The following is a 14,463-nucleotide window of genomic DNA, read 5'->3' on the forward strand; positions in this document are numbered from 1 at the left end:
GATCTCGGTGNCGGCGCGGAGCATGTCGCGCGCGACCCACAGGCCGGCCTCGTCGGTCTCGCGGAAGCCGCGCAAGCTGTAGGTCCACTCCTCGAGGGAGCGGGTGTCGGAGAGCCAGGCGTAGAGCTCGTCGGGCGGGGCGTTGATGTACGACTGCACGGGGCAGAAGTCGCCGTAGATCTGTTCGTGCGGGTACACCGAGCGCATCCGGTCGACGAGGATCGGCTGCGCCACCGGGCGCGGGTGACTCTCGATCCGGATGGTCCCCTCGATGTCGATCGCCGGAATCATTGTCGCTCCTTCGCGGTGTCGGGCAGCAGCGCTGCGAACGGCGGGATCTCCGCGGGGTCGGTCCCGATCTCCAGGCACGACGGTCCGCGGCTCGTGGCGGCCAGGAGCTCGACCGCGGCGGACCGCGCACCGTCGGGCGTGGTGGCCGAGCGGACGGGCAAAGTGGGGAACATGACGGCGAGGCCGTCGGCGATCCGGCTGGGGCGGAACCGGTTGATGCTGGGCAGGTCGGGGAAGAACTTCCCCTCGCGGGCCACACACATGCCGTGGGCGTCGTTGTTGAGCACCACCAGCAGGACGGGCGCCCGCGCCTCGATCGCGGTGTGGATCTCCATGCCGTGCATGTAGAAGGCGCCGTCGCCGGCGAGGATCACCGTGGGACGGCCGGTCGCGATCGCGGCGCCGATCCCCGCCGCGATGCCGTGCCCCATGCCGCCCATGCCCAGCGCGACGAGGAAGCGGTCGCCGGTGCCGAGCGGGAGCCGGTGTACTGCGGCGGCCCCGGCGTTGCCGGCATCGGCGAAGACGAGGGCGTCGGCGGGGATCGCGGCGGCCAGCGCGTCGACGGCGTCGGCGCAGGTCATCAACCCGGAGTCGTTCCGCGGCACGACGATCGGCACGGGGTCCGCGGCGGTCCACGGGGGACGCGGGCGCGTGCCGACGGCGTCCGCGAGGGCCCTCGTGTAGGCGGCGAGGTCGCGCGCGGGTTCGTGGATCGTCACGTCGCGCAGCGGCGGCTCGGCGGCGACGTGCACCGTGCAGGTGACGTCCATCGCGGCGTCCAGCCCGGTGCGGTCCATGAGATCGAGCGCAGTGCCCAGGGCCAGGATGAGGTCCGCCTCGGCGGCGACCCGCGGCACCGAGGGATGCCCCATGACACCCGCGACGCCCACGACGCCGGTCCGGGGCGCGGCGTCGCGCCCGTTGGGCCCGACCGCGATGACGGCGCCCGTCGCCGCCGCCAGCGCGGCGACGGGCCCGGCGAGCCGGGCCCGGGACGCGGCCTCGCCGAGCAGGATCAGGGGCTTCCGCCCCGCGCGGACCAGGCGCACCACCTCACCCGACGGCGCCTCGGCGTCGGGCGGGATCGGTGCTCGTCCCGCCGGCGCGGCGCAGGGGGCGAGCTGAACCTCCTTGGGCAGCAGCAGCGCCGCGGGCAGGCCCTGCTCCAGTGCCGCGAAGGCGCCGTCCAGCGCGGGAGCGAGGTCCTCCGGTCCCGAGACCTTCGCGGCGAAGCCCGTCACCCCGCGCAGGACGCCGAGGACGTCGACGGTGCGCGGCGCGGCGCACATGTCCTGGAAGGCGCCCCGACCCTCGGCAGCGATCGGCGGGCTGCCGACCAGGGCGAGGACCGGCGAGCGGGACTGGTACGCCTCGGCCAGGGCGGGAACGCAGTTCATCGCCGCGCCGCCGGAGGTGGCGATCAGGCAGCCGGGCCGGCCGGTCATGCGCGCCGCGCCGTCGGCCATGGCGCCGGCCCCGAACTCGTGCTTGGCGATCGTCACCGTGAGGCGACGGTCCGCGGGCGCGCGGAGCAGCGCGGCGAACAGGTCCTCGGAATTGGCCCCGTGAATGCCGTATGCGTGGCGAAAACCATACGCATACAAAGCATTTGCAATGCTGTCGGCGACCTTTGAAGTCACAAGCCTCACAGTAGGCCGGTGTGACCGGCTTCACAACAGAGCAGGCGAACGCTGTCCGCTTATCCCTGCGATCCGCGCAGGCGGCGCGCGAACGCCTCGGCGTCCGCGAGGTCGGCAGCGCTGGGACTCCCCTTGTTCACCCCGCCGACCAGTCCGAACGGTCCCATGGTGTCGAGCCCACGGCAGTGGAAGACCGCGGGCGCGACCCGGAAGCCGGCGTCGGTGAGGAGGTCCGCAAGGGTGCGGGTGTAGCGGCGCAGCGGCGTCTCCGGCAGGCCGCTGGTGGCGTAGACGAACGCCGTGCCACGCGGCTTCGCCGGCAGACTGCGGACGAGGTCGACCAGGGCGGGGTCGAAGGCCATCCAGTAGACGCCCGAGCCGAAGCCGACCAGGTCTGCGCCGTCGATCTGCTCCGCCGTCACCTCCCCGGGCGCGAGCACCGGCGCGTCCAGGACCCCGCCGATCCGATCGGCCACCTTCCGGGTGTTGCCGTGGTGCTTGGACGCGCAGATCACCAGTGCCGACATGGCCCCATCGTGACACGGATCGGAGGGGCACGCTTCGCGCAGCAACGGGCGGCACGGTACCGGGTCCGGGCGCCGAGCGGAATCGGGCGTTCATCCGATACCCCCTCGGCGGCGCCATGCCTAGCGTTCGGATCGGAACACACAGAAGGAGCCACCATGACCACCTCCGACGCCATCGACCTCGCGTGGACCAGCGCCACCGATCTCGCCGCTCTCGTCGCCGACGGCCGCACCACTGTGAGCGCGATCGCCGAGGCTGCGATCGACCGAGTCGAACGGATCAACCCGGCGATCAACGCGATCGTCCACTTCGACGCCGAACTGGTCCGGGCCGACGCCGCGGAGCTCGACCGGCGCCGCGCTGCGGGCGAGGATCTCGGGCCGCTCGGCGGCGTGCCCTACACGATCAAGGACCTCACGGCGCAGAAGGGACTGCCGCTCACCTTCGGGATGCTGCCGATGAGGGATCAGGTGGCCGAGGCGGACGCGCCGATCGTGGAGCGGCTCGCCCGGGCGGGCGGGCTCTTCCTCGGGCGCACCAATACTCCGGAATCCGGCTACTACGGCGGCACCGACAACCACCTGTTCGGACCCACTCAGAACCCCTGGCGCGCGGGCTACACCCCCGGCGGCTCGTCGGGCGGCGCCGCAGCGGCGGTGGCGGCCGGCCTCGGACCGCTCGCCGAGGGGAGCGACGGAGGCGGCTCGGTCCGGGTTCCCGCAGCGCTCTGCGGCGTCGTGGGCTTCAAGCCGACGAGGGGCCTCGTGCCGCAGACGATCATGCCGGGACGCTTCTACGAGTGGGCCCATCACGGGCCCATCACGCGGACCGTCGCCGACGCCGCGCTCATGCTCGACGTCGTGTCCGGAGCCGACAGTCGCGATCCGATGACCTTCCCCCGCACCGGACCGTCCTTCGTGTCCACGGTCCGCGAGGCCACCGCGGAAGGCCTCCGCGTCGCCTACTCCCCCGACCTGGGCTTCGGCCACGTAGACCCCGAGGTGGCACGGATCTGCGCGGCCGCCGTCGAGCGACTCGCGGAGGCCGGCGCCACGGTGACCGAGGCGACGCCCGCGTGGGGCGATCCTGAGGAGGCGATGTGGAACGGCGTCTGGCTGCCCGCCTTCGCCTCCGAGCACGACCTCCTCGATTGGGAGTCCGCACGCGGCACCGTCGACGACGAGCTGATCGAGATGATTCTCGCCGGCGAGCGCCTGACCGCCGTCGATATCGGGCGCGCCGATGTGTATCAGGGCGCGATGTGGGACGCGTACGAACGGTTCATGCGCGACTACGACGTGCTCGTCTCTCCGACGCTGTCGACGGCGGCCTTCCCGAACGGCCGGTTCGCCCCGGAACGGCTCGACGGCGAGCCGCTCCGGCGACGGCTCCTTGGCTGGCTGCTGACCTACCCCTACAACATGCTCACCTCGCCGGCGCTGTCCGTACCCGCGGGGTTCACCGACGACGGGCTGCCGGTGGGGCTGCAGATCGCGGGCGGTCACCACGCGGACGCCGTCGTCCTCGCCACCGGGGCGGTGCTCGAGCAGGTGAACCCCTGGGCCGATACGACCCCGGCGCTGGCCGATTGACGCCACAATGACGGAATGACGACGTCCCCGACGGCGGTCGGCGCGGAGTGGCTCATCGAGCTCACTCGTGCGGCACTGCCCACCGCCGCGGGGGCGTTCTGTGTCCGGCCGTCCGCACGCGCGCCGATGCACCCGCTCATCGCCTGGGGCTACCGGGAGCCGGTCCGGCGCTTCCTGTCGAGCGCGATCGTGTCCGATCCTGCCTTCACCGCAGTCGTCGCGGATCCCGATCGTCCGCTGTTCTGGGAGGACCTCCCCGGCTTCCGGAACGGGCCCACAGTGCGGTCACTGCTCGCGCCCGCAGGTTTCCGCGAGGGCACGTCGATGGCACTGACGAACGGTGGCGAGCTGATCGGCGCGATGCACCTCAGCTTCGACCGCTCGGACGTGCCGGCCCACGCCCGGCGGTTCCTCGCCTGCATGCGTCCGCAGCTCCTCGAGCTCGCGCGAGGCGCAAGGGAACCGTCGGGCGCGGCTCTGACGCGGCGGGAACTCGACGTGCTCCGCCTCCTGGCGGACGGCGCGACCAACCGCCGCATCGCGGGAACGCTGGGGATCGCGGCGTCCACGGTCGGCTCGCACGTCGAACACATCTACGCGAAGCTGGGTGTCTCCAGCCGGGCCGCTGCGGTGGCCGCCGCGGCCCGCGATCACCTGCTGCGCTGACGATCCCTCAGGCGCCGGACCAGCGGTCCACGTCGGCCTGCGTGACCTCGACGGGGCCCTGCTTGCGCTGGGTGATCCGGATGTGGTTGCCGAACGGATCGCGCAGCGCGCAGTCGATGCCGTAGGGCTGCTCCTGCGGCTCCTCCGTGAACTCGACGCCCTGCGCGCTCAGCTTCTCGAAGACGCCGCGGCAGTCGTCGGTGTTGAGGATGCAGGCCACGCCGAGCGCCCCCTTGGTGAGGAGGTCCCGCTGCGCGGCGGTGGTCTCCGGGCTCCCGCCGCCCACGCCGGGGACCTCCAGCACCAGTTCGCGCTGGGGGTCGGACGGAAGGGCGATCGTGAGCCAGCGCATGAAGCCCATGTCGACGTCGTCGTGGACTTCGAAGCCCAGTTTGCCGACGTAGAAATCGAGGGCTTCGTCCTGGTCGAGGACGAAGACGGACGTGATGGCGATCGAGGTGAACATGCGACTGAGCCTACGAAGCCCGCGCGGTCTCCGCTTATCCGAAACTGCTCAGTGCGCGGGACGGGTCCACGCCCGCACGACGCAGCCCGGGGCGCGCACCGGCGCCACGTCGCGCCGGTACTCCGACGGCGAACGCCCGACGATCGTGCGGAACGTGCGGCTGAACGTGCCCGACGAGCCGAACCCGACGTCGTGGGCGATGTCCGTGACCGCGCGATCGGTGTCGCGCAGCCGCGCCATGGCCCGCTCGATCCGACGCCGCTGGAGGTACCGGTGCGGCGTCTCGCCGAAGGCGGCAGCGAACTCACGGGAGAAGTGGGCGGCCGACATGTGCGCGATCCGCGCCACCGCGGCCACGTCGAGCGGCTCCGCGTAGCGGCGGTCCATGGCGTCCCGCGCCCGCAGGAGTCGACGGTTCGCGTCCTCCTGCGGCGAGAGCTCGGGCACGGCGTCCGTACCGGTCAGCGGCCGTCGAAGGCGGCGAGGATGCGCTGCGCAGCGAGGGCCGGCGTCAGCGATCCGTCCTGCACGGAGGCCTCGACCTCGGACCGGACGGACCGCACACCGTCGGAGTGCTCGACCCGGCCGAGGATCGCGTCCCGGACCATCGTCCAGGTCCAGTCCACCTGCTGCTGCCGGCGGCGCCGATCGAACTCCCCCGCCTCCTGCAGCGTGCTGCGGTGCCGCAGGACGGCGTCCCAGAACTCGGGGATGCCGGTGCCCTCGACGGCGCTCTGCGTGAGCACGGGCGGGCGCCACAGGGAGCCGCGCGGGTGGATCAGGCGCAGCGCGCTCGACAGCTCGCGGGCGGCGACGCGCGCCTCGACCACGTGGTCCCCGTCGGCCTTGTTGACGGCCACCACGTCGGCGAGCTCGAGCACGCCCTTCTTGATGCCCTGCAGCTGGTCGCCGGTGCGCGCGAGGGTGAGGAAGGTGAAGGTGTCGACCATGTTCGCGACGGTGACCTCGGACTGCCCGACGCCGACGGTCTCGACCAGGATCACGTCGAAGCCGGCGGCCTCCATGAGCACCATGGTCTCGCGCGTGGCCTTCGCGACCCCGCCGAGCGTGCCCGAGGTGGGCGACGGCCGGATGTACGCGCGCGGGTTCACGGCGAGGGTGCCCATGCGGGTCTTGTCGCCCAGGATGGAGCCGCCGCTGCGGGTGGACGACGGGTCCACCGCGAGCACGGCGACCTTGTGCCCCAACGAGATCAGGTGGTTGCCCAGCGCCTCGATGGTGGTCGACTTCCCCACCCCGGGCACGCCGGTGATCCCCACCCGGGTGGCGATCGGCGCGTCCGGCCCCGGCGTCACCTCGAGCAGCAGCTCCTGCGCGAGGGCCTGGTGGTCGGGGCGCCGGGACTCGACGAGGGTGATGGCGCGCGCCAGCACGGCGCGCTTGTCGGCCCGGACCCCGTCCGCGAGTTCGGCGACGGTGATCACGCCAGCTGATACCCCAGCTTGTTCCCCAACTCGTGCAGCAGGTTCACCGCGGCGTCCGCGATGACGGTACCGGGCGGGTAGATCGCCGAGGCGCCGGCCGCGTACAGCTCGTCGAAGTCGCCCGGCGGGATGACGCCGCCCACCACGATGGTGATGTCGGGGCGGCCGACCTCCGCGAGCGCATCGCGCAGCGCGGGCACCAGCGTGAGGTGACCCGCGGCGAGCGAGGAGACGCCGACGACGTGCACGTCGTTGTCCGCGGCCTGCTGCGCGACCTCCTCGGGCGTGGAGAACAGCGGGCCCACGTCGACGTCGAACCCGAGGTCGGCGAAGGCGGTGGCGATCACCTTCTGGCCGCGGTCGTGGCCGTCCTGGCCCATCTTGGCGATGAGCACGCGGGGCCGACGGCCGTCGGCCTCCTCGAACTTCTCGACCAGCTCGGTGGCCGTCTGGATGTTGCCGGCCGCGCCGGCCTCGTCGCGGTACACGCCACTGAGCGTACGGATCTCGGCCTGGTGGCGGCCGTAGACCTGCTCGAGCGCATCGGAGATCTCGCCGACGGTGGCGCCGGCCCGCGCCGCGTCGATCGCGAGAGCGAGCAGGTTGTTCTCCAGACCGCCCTCGGACGAGCCCGCTGCGCGCGTCAGGTTCGCCAGGGCGGCCTTGACCGCCTCGGGGTCCCGCTCGGCGCGCAGCCGCTCCAGCTTCGCCAGCTGCTCGGCGCGGACCTTCGAGTTGTCGACCTTGAGCAGCTCGATCGCGGTGTCCTCGGCGACCTGGTACTTGTTGACGCCGATCACCGGCTGACGGCCCGAGTCGATGCGGGCCTGGGTGCGGGCCGCGGCCTCCTCGATGCGCAGCTTCGGGATGCCCTCGCCGATGGCCTTCGCCATCCCGCCGGCCTCCTGCACCTCGCGGATGTGGGCGCGGGCGCGCTCGGCCAGCTCGTGGGTGAGGGTCTCGACGTAGTACGAGCCGCCCCACGGGTCGATGGGCCGGGTGGTGCCCGACTCCTGCTGCAGCACCAGCTGCGTGTTGCGGGCGATGCGGGCGGAGAAGTCCGTCGGCAGCGCGATCGCCTCGTCGAGGGCGTTGGTGTGCAGCGACTGGGTGTGGCCCTGCGTGGCCGCCATCGCCTCGACGCACGTGCGCGCGACGTTGTTGAAGACGTCCTGCGCGGTCAGCGACCAGCCGGAGGTCTGCGAGTGGGTGCGCAGCGACAGCGACTTGGCGTTCTTCGCGTCGAACTCGGCGACCAGTTCGCTCCACAGCAGGCGCGCGGCGCGGAGCTTCGCGACCTCCATGAAGAAGTTCATGCCGATGCCCCAGAAGAACGACAGGCGCGGCGCGAACTTGTCCACGTCGAGGCCCGCGTCGATGCCGGCCTTGATGTACTCGACACCGTCGGCCAGCGTGTACGCGAGCTCCAGATCGGCTGTGGCCCCGGCCTCCTGGATGTGGTAGCCGGAGATCGAGATGGAGTTGAACTTCGGCATCTTCTGCGAGGTGTACGCGAAGATGTCCGAAATGATCCGCATCGACGGCACCGGCGGATAGATGTAGGTGTTGCGCACCATGAACTCTTTGAGGATGTCGTTCTGGATGGTGCCCGCGAGCTTCTCCGGACCGACGCCCTGCTCCTCGGCCGCCACCACGTAGAGCGCGAGGATCGGCAGCACCGCGCCGTTCATCGTCATCGAGACGGAGACGCCGCCCAGGTCGATGCCGTCGAAGAGCTGCCGCATGTCGAGGATCGAGTCGATCGCGACGCCGGCCATGCCCACGTCGCCGGTGACGCGCGGATGGTCGGAGTCGTAGCCGCGGTGCGTCGCCAGGTCGAAGGCGACCGATAGGCCCTTCTGGCCCGCCGCGAGGTTGCGCCGGTAGAAGGCGTTCGACTCGGCCGCGGTGGAGAAGCCGGCGTACTGCCGGATCGTCCACGGCTGGTTGACGTACATCGTCGGGTACGGGCCGCGGATGAAGGGCACCGCGCCCGGATAGGAGTCCACGGGGTAGCCGGCCTCGGCGACGGCGTCGCGGTCGGCGCGGGTGTACACGGGCTTGACGTCGATGCCCTCCGGGGTGGTCCAGGTCAGCTGGTCCGGGGTGTAGGCGTAGGCAGCGGCGGAGGCCTCGACGAAGGCGTCCACGTCGGCACCCGTCGGCGCCTGGGCTGCCGCGACCGCATCGTCGTCGAACGGGACGTCGGCGAAGCTGCCGATGGTGGTGGTGTCGCTCATCTCAGGCCCCCAGCCGGGTCAGCAGATCGTCGAGCGCGGCGGCCGCGTCGATCTTCGCGTGCAGGTAGATGTCGATCAGGCCGTCGTCGACGGTGCCCGGCGCGCCCGCGAGCAGCACGAGGGCCCCCTCCTCCCGCAGCGCGCGGGCCAGGGCCTCGCCCTCCTCGGCGTAGCCGGCGTCGGAACCGGCCAGGGCGGCGATCCGCGCGCCCGGCGAACCGTCGAGCGTGGCGGCGCCGGCGGCCTGATCGGCCGCGTCCAGGACGGTCTCGATGCCGCCGGAGGCGAGCAGGTTCGTCAGGAAGGTGGACCGCCCGTTGTACTGCGCGACGGTGCCGATGGTCACCATCCGGATCCGGGGGCGGACGCCGTGCTCGCGCAGGAAGGCGTCGGAGCGGGCGCGCAGGGACTCGAACGGCGCGGCGTACGACCGCACGACGGGGCCGTTGGTCGCGGCCGACGGGGCGATCGGCGGCTCGGCGAGGTTCGGGAACTCGTTGACGCCGGTGAGCTTGCGCGCGCGTCGTGCGACGGCGGCGTCGCGGCGGTCGGCGGACTCGCCGAGCTGCGTCGCGACGGTCTCCTCCGCGGCGCCCCGGGCGAAGCCACCCGCGGCCTCGACGGACTGGAAGACGCCCCACGCCGCGCGGGCGAGGCCGTCGGTGAGGGATTCGACGTGCCAGGAGCCGGCGCCCGGGTCGACGACGCGGCCGAGGTTCGACTCCTCGAGGAGCAGCAGCTGCGTGTTGCGGGCGATGCGTCGGGCGAAGGCGGGCGAGTAGCCCTCGACGCCGCCGGGCAGGGCCTCGTCGTAGTCGAGGGTGGTGACGTAGTCGGCGCCGCCGAGGCCCGCACCGAAGGCGGCGACGGTGGTGCGCAGCAGGTTCACCCAGGGGTCGCGCTGCGTGGTCGCGGCGAGCGAGGTGACGGCGTGCACGGGCGCGTTGCCGGCCTCGGGCGCGCCGAGGTGCTGCGCGACGCGGGCCCAGACGGTGCGCCAGGCGCGGATCTTGGCGAGGGTGAGGAACTGGTCGTCCGTGGCGGCCAAGCGGATCGTGAGCTGGTTCAGCGCGGCGGCCGTGGTGAGGCCGGCCGCGGTGAGTGCGCGCACCTGATCGAGCGCGGCGGCGGCCGTGAGGCCCAGCTCCTGGGCGGCGGTCGCGCCGGCATTGTGCAGGTCGGCACCGTCGGCGACGAGGGCGCGGACGTCCTCGGTGCGGGCGTCGGCGGCGCGGGCCAGCTCGAGCGCCTCGTCGAGGGAGACGTCGGCGCGGCCGACCACCTGCGACGTCAGCGGGGCCGCGCCCAGGCTGACGCGGACCAGGTCGGCGCGGTAGGCGTCGGACTCCGCTGCCTTGTCCAGCGCGGCGTACACCTGCGCCGCGGCCTCGGCGGCCCGGCCGCCGGCGGTGAGCAGGATCGGCGCCATGTCCGGGTAGACGCCGTCGAGGAGCGGCGCGGGGTCGGGGCGGGTGAACCAGAGGGCGCTCGCGCCGGACTCCAGGGCTCCGAGCACGTCGGCGGAGTCGGTCGTCGCGTCGAACCGCTCGGCGACCTTCCAGCCGAGGCGGACGTCCGGGGTGGGGTTACCGCCGCGCACGAAGGGGAAGGCGCCGGGCAGCGGGGCCTCGGGGAGCTCGTCGCGCTGCGAGTACAGCGGCGCGATCTGCACGCCGTCGTCCTCGGTGAGGGTGGTCAGCGCGGCGATCGGGTCCTCGGGCGGCGTGCCGCCGCGCGACTTCGCGAGCACCGCGCCGACCGAATCACGCCACGCGTCGTAGGGGTTGTCCGCCACGAGACCTCCTCACCTGTGTCCCAGCGCACGCCGGGTCGATGAGAACCCACGTTAACCGATACATATATCTACGCCCCAGTAGGGTCACGGCACTCCGCGCGACCACCGCGTATGTTGGCTCGACGTGAGCGACAACGAATCCCGGCTGCGGCCCGGCGACCGCGGCTTGGTGCTGCGAGCGGCGGTCGGCGGCGCCGCTTTCCTCGCTCTCGTCGTTCTCGGCATGCTCCTCCCGCACCCCGGCGCGGCCACCATTCGCGCATGGGCGGATTCGACGGGCCCGTGGTTCCTCGCCCTGTTCTTCCTCGCGCACGTCGTAGTCACGGTCTTCCCGATCCCCCGGACCGTGTTCACGGTCTCGGCGGGCTTCCTGTTCGGGCCCGTCGTGGGCATCGCGGTCTGCATGGCGGCGTCGATCGTCGCGGCCTCGATCGCCTTCCTCGGCGTCCGGGAGATCGACCGGCGCCACCCGTCACGCGTGATCGCCCGCGCCCGCGAACACCGGTTCTACGCGCCGATCGCCGCCCGGCTCCGGGCGCGCGGGTGGCTGGCCGTCGGGTCGCTGCGGCTCATCGCGGCCGCGCCGTTCTCCCTCGTCAACTACGCCTCGGCGCTGTCCCCGGTGCCCTTCTGGCCGTACTTCGGCGCGACGGTGGCGGGCCTCGCGCCCGGCACCATCGCGGTCGTGCTGCTGGGCGACGCCCTGACCGGGGAGTCGTCACCCTGGCTCGTCGTGATCAGCGGCGCGCTCATGGCCACCGGGATAGCTGGACTACTCCTCGACGCCCGCATGCCCGCAAGGCCTGAGGCTTGATATCCGCCGAGGCAAGCCCGAGAGCTTGCCTCGAAGCGCACACACCGCTCAGGTCGGGTGCGGCACGCCGGACCGCGGTCCCCAGCCCGTTTCCGCCTCGTCATTGCGTTGCAACGGAATGACGAGGTGGAAACGGTCGCGGGAGCCGGTCGTCCGCTCGCCGGCGATCACGATGCGGCTCCGCTGCCGAGGCCGATCGCTACGCGTCGAGCAGGGACGGGATGTCGACGACGCCGCCGAGCACGTGGTCGGCGCCCGCGTCGGCCAGCACTTGCGGGTCGGCCTTGCCGGTGAGCACGCCCACGGAGACCGCGCCGGCATTGTTCGCCGCCTGCACGTCGACGGCCGTATCGCCGGCGGCGAGCACGCGGCGCACGTCGCGGACGCCGGTGCGCTCCATCGCGCGGTGGATCATGTACGGCGCCGGACGGCCGGCCGCGACGTCGGAGGTGGTGACCACGGCGTCGACGACCGCGTCGGCACCGTCGCCGATCTTCCAGCCGAGCGCGGCGAGCAGCGGCAGCGCGACAGCGTCGTCGAATCCGGTGGTGAGGGCGACCTTGATCCCCCGGCCCCGCAGCTCGGCGAGCGCGGCGGGCACGCCGTCGATCGCGGTCGGCGGGGTCGACGAGTACGCCTCCTGCAGGCGCTCGCGGAACCGGGCGAAGCCGGCGTCGACGCGCTCAGGGGTGGGCTCGACGCCGCCGAGGCGGAGCAGGTTGGTGATGGCCTCCACCTTGTCGGTGCCCATCCACACCTGCAGGTCGGCCTGCGCGACGGTGGCCCCACCGTCCTCGACGGCGCCGCGGAGCGCCTCGTAGACGGCGCCGCCGTCGTCGATCGTGGTGCCGGCCATGTCCAGCGCGACGAGCTCGATGGTGCGGTCGGATTCGGTCATGCGTCTCTCCTGACGGGTACGGATCGCAGCGCGGGCGGGTTCGCGGTGGGCGCTGCGAAGAGTCGGTTCTCGACGATCACGGTGGTTACGCCGGGGACGTACCGGTCCTCGGAGTACTCGACGACGTCGCCGGCGGCGTCGGTGGTGGTGCGGCGCACGCGCAGCAGCGGGGCACCCTCGGACAGGCCGAGCTGCGCCGCGTCCTCTGCGGTCGCGGCGACGGCGTCGATCTGGTGGGTGGAGGCGTAGAGGTCGGCGCCCGCGTCGAGCAGGAAGCGGTTCACCGAACCGGAGTCGGGGTCGAACTCCATGAGGCGCTTGCCCAGCGCCCAGACGAAGAACATGGTCTCGCACAGCGCCGGAGCGCCGTCGAGCGTCCGCACGCGACGGAGCTCGAGCACCGGCTCCCCGGGTTCGATCTGAAGCCGTTCGGCGAGGTCCGGCGTCGCGGGCACGCGGGCCTGCAGAGTGGTGCGCTGTCCGGGTTCGCGACCCTGTTCGCGGGCCCAGGCGGTGAACGAGCCGAGGGCGCTGGCGCTGTGACTGGGCACGTTGCGGCGGACGATCGGCGAGCGGCCCTGGCCGCCGACGATCAGTCCCTCCGCGCGGAGAGTCGCCAGCGCCTGGCGGACCGGCCCGCGCGAGGTGCCGAACTCCTCACAGAGGAGCGCCTCGCTGGGTGCCTGCTCCCCCTCCGGCCAGCGACCGGACGAGATGCGCGCACGGAACTCCGCGGCGAGACGTTGATGGAGGGGCTGAGCTGCGACCACGTCATTGAGTATACAAGTGAAAGCATGGCCCACCTGCACGCCCGATGAACAGCAGATGAACGACCGCGTTACCTGGGTGTACATCGAACCAACTTGTATAGACATCAACCGATCAAGCTTGCCAAGCGAGGCGTCGGGAGGCCACGCTGAGAGCCATGAACACCGCAACGGACGTCCTCGTCGTCGGCGCCGGCGTCGTCGGCCTGGCGCACGCCGTCGAGGCCCTCGATCGGGGCCTCACGGTCACCGTCGTCGAGCGCGACAGCCGCGCCGTGGGCGCCTCGATCCGCAACTTCGGCCACGCCTGCGTCACCGGGCAGTCGGGCGACCTCGCCGAGCTCGCGCATCTGGCCCGCGAGCGCTGGCTCGACCTGGACGGCCGCGCCGGACTCGGCGCCCGCGCTACCGGCGGTCTCGCGGTCGCCCGCCACGCCACCGAGCTCGCCGTCCTCGAGGAACTCGCCGCCGCCCGGCCAGGCGAGGTCGCCCTCCGCACGCCCGCCGAGGTCAGCGCGGAGCTCCCCGGCGGCGCCGACGACGTGGTGGGCGGCGCGGCGCTGCTCGCCGACCTTCGCGTCGATCCCCGGGTCACCGTCGCGCGACTGGCCGCCTGGGTCGATGCGCAGGACGGCGCCGAGGTCCGGTTCGGCACCGCCTTCCTCGGCTTCGACGGCACCCGCGCCCACACCAGCCGCGGCCCCATCGCGGCGCAGCGGGTGATCGTCTGTGTCGGGCACGACCTCGACCACCTGTACCCCGGCCTCGCGGAGGAGCACCGCATCGAGCGGTGCGCCCTGCAGATGGCCCGCGCCGCCGACCCCGGCGCGGTCGTCACGCCCGCCGTCCTCACCGCGACCTCGCTGCTGCGCTACCCCGCGTTCGCCGAGACCACCAGCGCCGCAGCGCTCCGCACCCGGATGGAGGCCGACCGGCCCGACCTGCTGGCCATCGACGCGAACGTCATGTTCACCCAGCGCCCCGACGGCACCCTGCTCATCGGCGACTCGCACCACACCGAGCGCACCGTCGAGCCCTTCCTGGACGAGGCCGTCACCGAGACCCTGCGCGCCGAGGCCGCCCGCGTGCTCGGCGTCGACGGGCTGCGCATCATCGAGCGCTGGCAGGGCGTCTACGCCTCGAGCCCGCTGCACCCCTACCTCGTCGCCGAACCGGAGGAGCGCCTCAGCGTGCGCATCGTGACCTCCGGCGTCGGCATGACCATCGCCCACGGCCTCGCCCGCCGGCACTTCCCGAACTGACCGACCGAACACCTCGTCCCACCCCACCTCCTCACCTCCGCTCCACTCGAACGAAG

Annotated in this window: 13 protein-coding genes and 1 pseudogene; 4 read left to right on the top strand and 10 right to left on the bottom strand. The window is 72.6% G+C overall.

All coding sequences use genetic code 11. The features are described 5' to 3' along the window. Positions 1-11: 11 nt before the first annotated feature. From ACM9LD_RS23545 to ACM9LD_RS23555, 3 genes and pseudogenes are all read right to left on the bottom strand, one after another. Positions 12-291: pseudogene (locus ACM9LD_RS23545) on the bottom strand (SRPBCC family protein); the annotation flags it as partial. Then, a complete protein-coding gene (locus tag ACM9LD_RS23550; RefSeq protein ID WP_415678947.1) occupies positions 288-1,943 on the bottom strand; it encodes a thiamine pyrophosphate-binding protein in 1,656 nt (551 codons plus the stop codon). The gene ACM9LD_RS23550 and the pseudogene ACM9LD_RS23545, both read right to left, overlap by 4 nt. A gap of 50 nt (positions 1,944-1,993) precedes the next feature. Next, a complete protein-coding gene (locus ACM9LD_RS23555; protein ID WP_415678948.1) occupies positions 1,994-2,461 on the bottom strand; it encodes a flavodoxin domain-containing protein in 468 nt (155 codons plus the stop codon). 156 nt (positions 2,462-2,617) lie between these two features. On the opposite strand from ACM9LD_RS23555, the gene ACM9LD_RS23560 reads away from it, so the two are divergent. After that, positions 2,618-4,054, top strand: a complete 1,437-nt coding sequence (locus ACM9LD_RS23560) for an amidase (protein ID WP_415678949.1) — start codon at positions 2,618-2,620, stop codon at positions 4,052-4,054. Positions 4,055-4,069: 15 nt separating this feature from the next. Continuing rightward, on the top strand, positions 4,070-4,720 hold the full coding sequence (locus tag ACM9LD_RS23565) for a helix-turn-helix transcriptional regulator (protein ID WP_415678950.1): 651 nt from the start codon (positions 4,070-4,072) through the stop codon (positions 4,718-4,720). Positions 4,721-4,727: 7 nt separating this feature from the next. On the opposite strand, the gene ACM9LD_RS23570 is transcribed toward ACM9LD_RS23565, so the two are convergent. From ACM9LD_RS23570 to ACM9LD_RS23590, 5 genes are all read right to left on the bottom strand, one after another. Beyond that, positions 4,728-5,186 carry a VOC family protein gene (locus tag ACM9LD_RS23570; protein ID WP_224645154.1) on the bottom strand — a complete coding sequence of 153 codons (459 nt, stop codon included), beginning with the start codon at positions 5,184-5,186 and terminating at the stop codon, positions 4,728-4,730. A 48-nt stretch (positions 5,187-5,234) separates the two neighbouring features. Beyond that, a complete protein-coding gene (locus tag ACM9LD_RS23575) occupies positions 5,235-5,573 on the bottom strand; it encodes a helix-turn-helix transcriptional regulator (RefSeq protein ID WP_415678976.1) in 339 nt (112 codons plus the stop codon). Positions 5,574-5,647: 74 nt separating this feature from the next. After that, positions 5,648-6,628: a methylmalonyl Co-A mutase-associated GTPase MeaB gene (meaB, locus tag ACM9LD_RS23580; protein WP_415678977.1), complete on the bottom strand. Its 981-nt coding sequence runs from the start codon at positions 6,626-6,628 to the stop codon at positions 5,648-5,650. Continuing rightward, positions 6,628-8,871 carry a methylmalonyl-CoA mutase gene (scpA, locus tag ACM9LD_RS23585; protein ID WP_415678951.1) on the bottom strand — a complete coding sequence of 748 codons (2,244 nt, stop codon included), beginning with the start codon at positions 8,869-8,871 and terminating at the stop codon, positions 6,628-6,630. Before scpA ends, meaB begins: the two co-directional genes overlap by 1 nt. Before the next feature lies 1 nt (position 8,872). Then, positions 8,873-10,666: a methylmalonyl-CoA mutase family protein gene (locus ACM9LD_RS23590; RefSeq protein ID WP_415678952.1), complete on the bottom strand. Its 1,794-nt coding sequence runs from the start codon at positions 10,664-10,666 to the stop codon at positions 8,873-8,875. Between the two features lie 124 nt (positions 10,667-10,790). Between ACM9LD_RS23590 and ACM9LD_RS23595 the strand changes: the two genes are divergently transcribed. Next, positions 10,791-11,480, top strand: a complete 690-nt coding sequence (locus ACM9LD_RS23595; RefSeq protein WP_415678953.1) for a TVP38/TMEM64 family protein — start codon at positions 10,791-10,793, stop codon at positions 11,478-11,480. A gap of 199 nt (positions 11,481-11,679) precedes the next feature. Here ACM9LD_RS23595 and ACM9LD_RS23600 read toward each other — a convergent pair whose 3' ends face one another. Together ACM9LD_RS23600 and ACM9LD_RS23605 are read right to left on the bottom strand one after the other, a co-directional pair. Next, on the bottom strand, positions 11,680-12,378 hold the full coding sequence (locus ACM9LD_RS23600) for a phosphonatase-like hydrolase (protein ID WP_415678954.1): 699 nt from the start codon (positions 12,376-12,378) through the stop codon (positions 11,680-11,682). Further along, positions 12,375-13,148 carry a GntR family transcriptional regulator gene (locus ACM9LD_RS23605; RefSeq protein ID WP_224645147.1) on the bottom strand — a complete coding sequence of 258 codons (774 nt, stop codon included), beginning with the start codon at positions 13,146-13,148 and terminating at the stop codon, positions 12,375-12,377. The genes ACM9LD_RS23600 and ACM9LD_RS23605 overlap by 4 nt, the downstream gene beginning before the upstream one ends. A gap of 155 nt (positions 13,149-13,303) precedes the next feature. Between ACM9LD_RS23605 and ACM9LD_RS23610 the strand changes: the two genes are divergently transcribed. Further along, positions 13,304-14,407 (top strand): TIGR03364 family FAD-dependent oxidoreductase, encoded by a 1,104-nt coding sequence (locus ACM9LD_RS23610; protein ID WP_415678955.1) that lies wholly within the window; start codon positions 13,304-13,306, stop codon positions 14,405-14,407. Positions 14,408-14,463: the final 56 nt, after the last annotated feature.

The organism is Tsukamurella hominis (assembly GCF_965137015.1).
Classification (GTDB): Bacteria; Actinomycetota; Actinomycetes; order Mycobacteriales; family Mycobacteriaceae; genus Tsukamurella; species Tsukamurella hominis.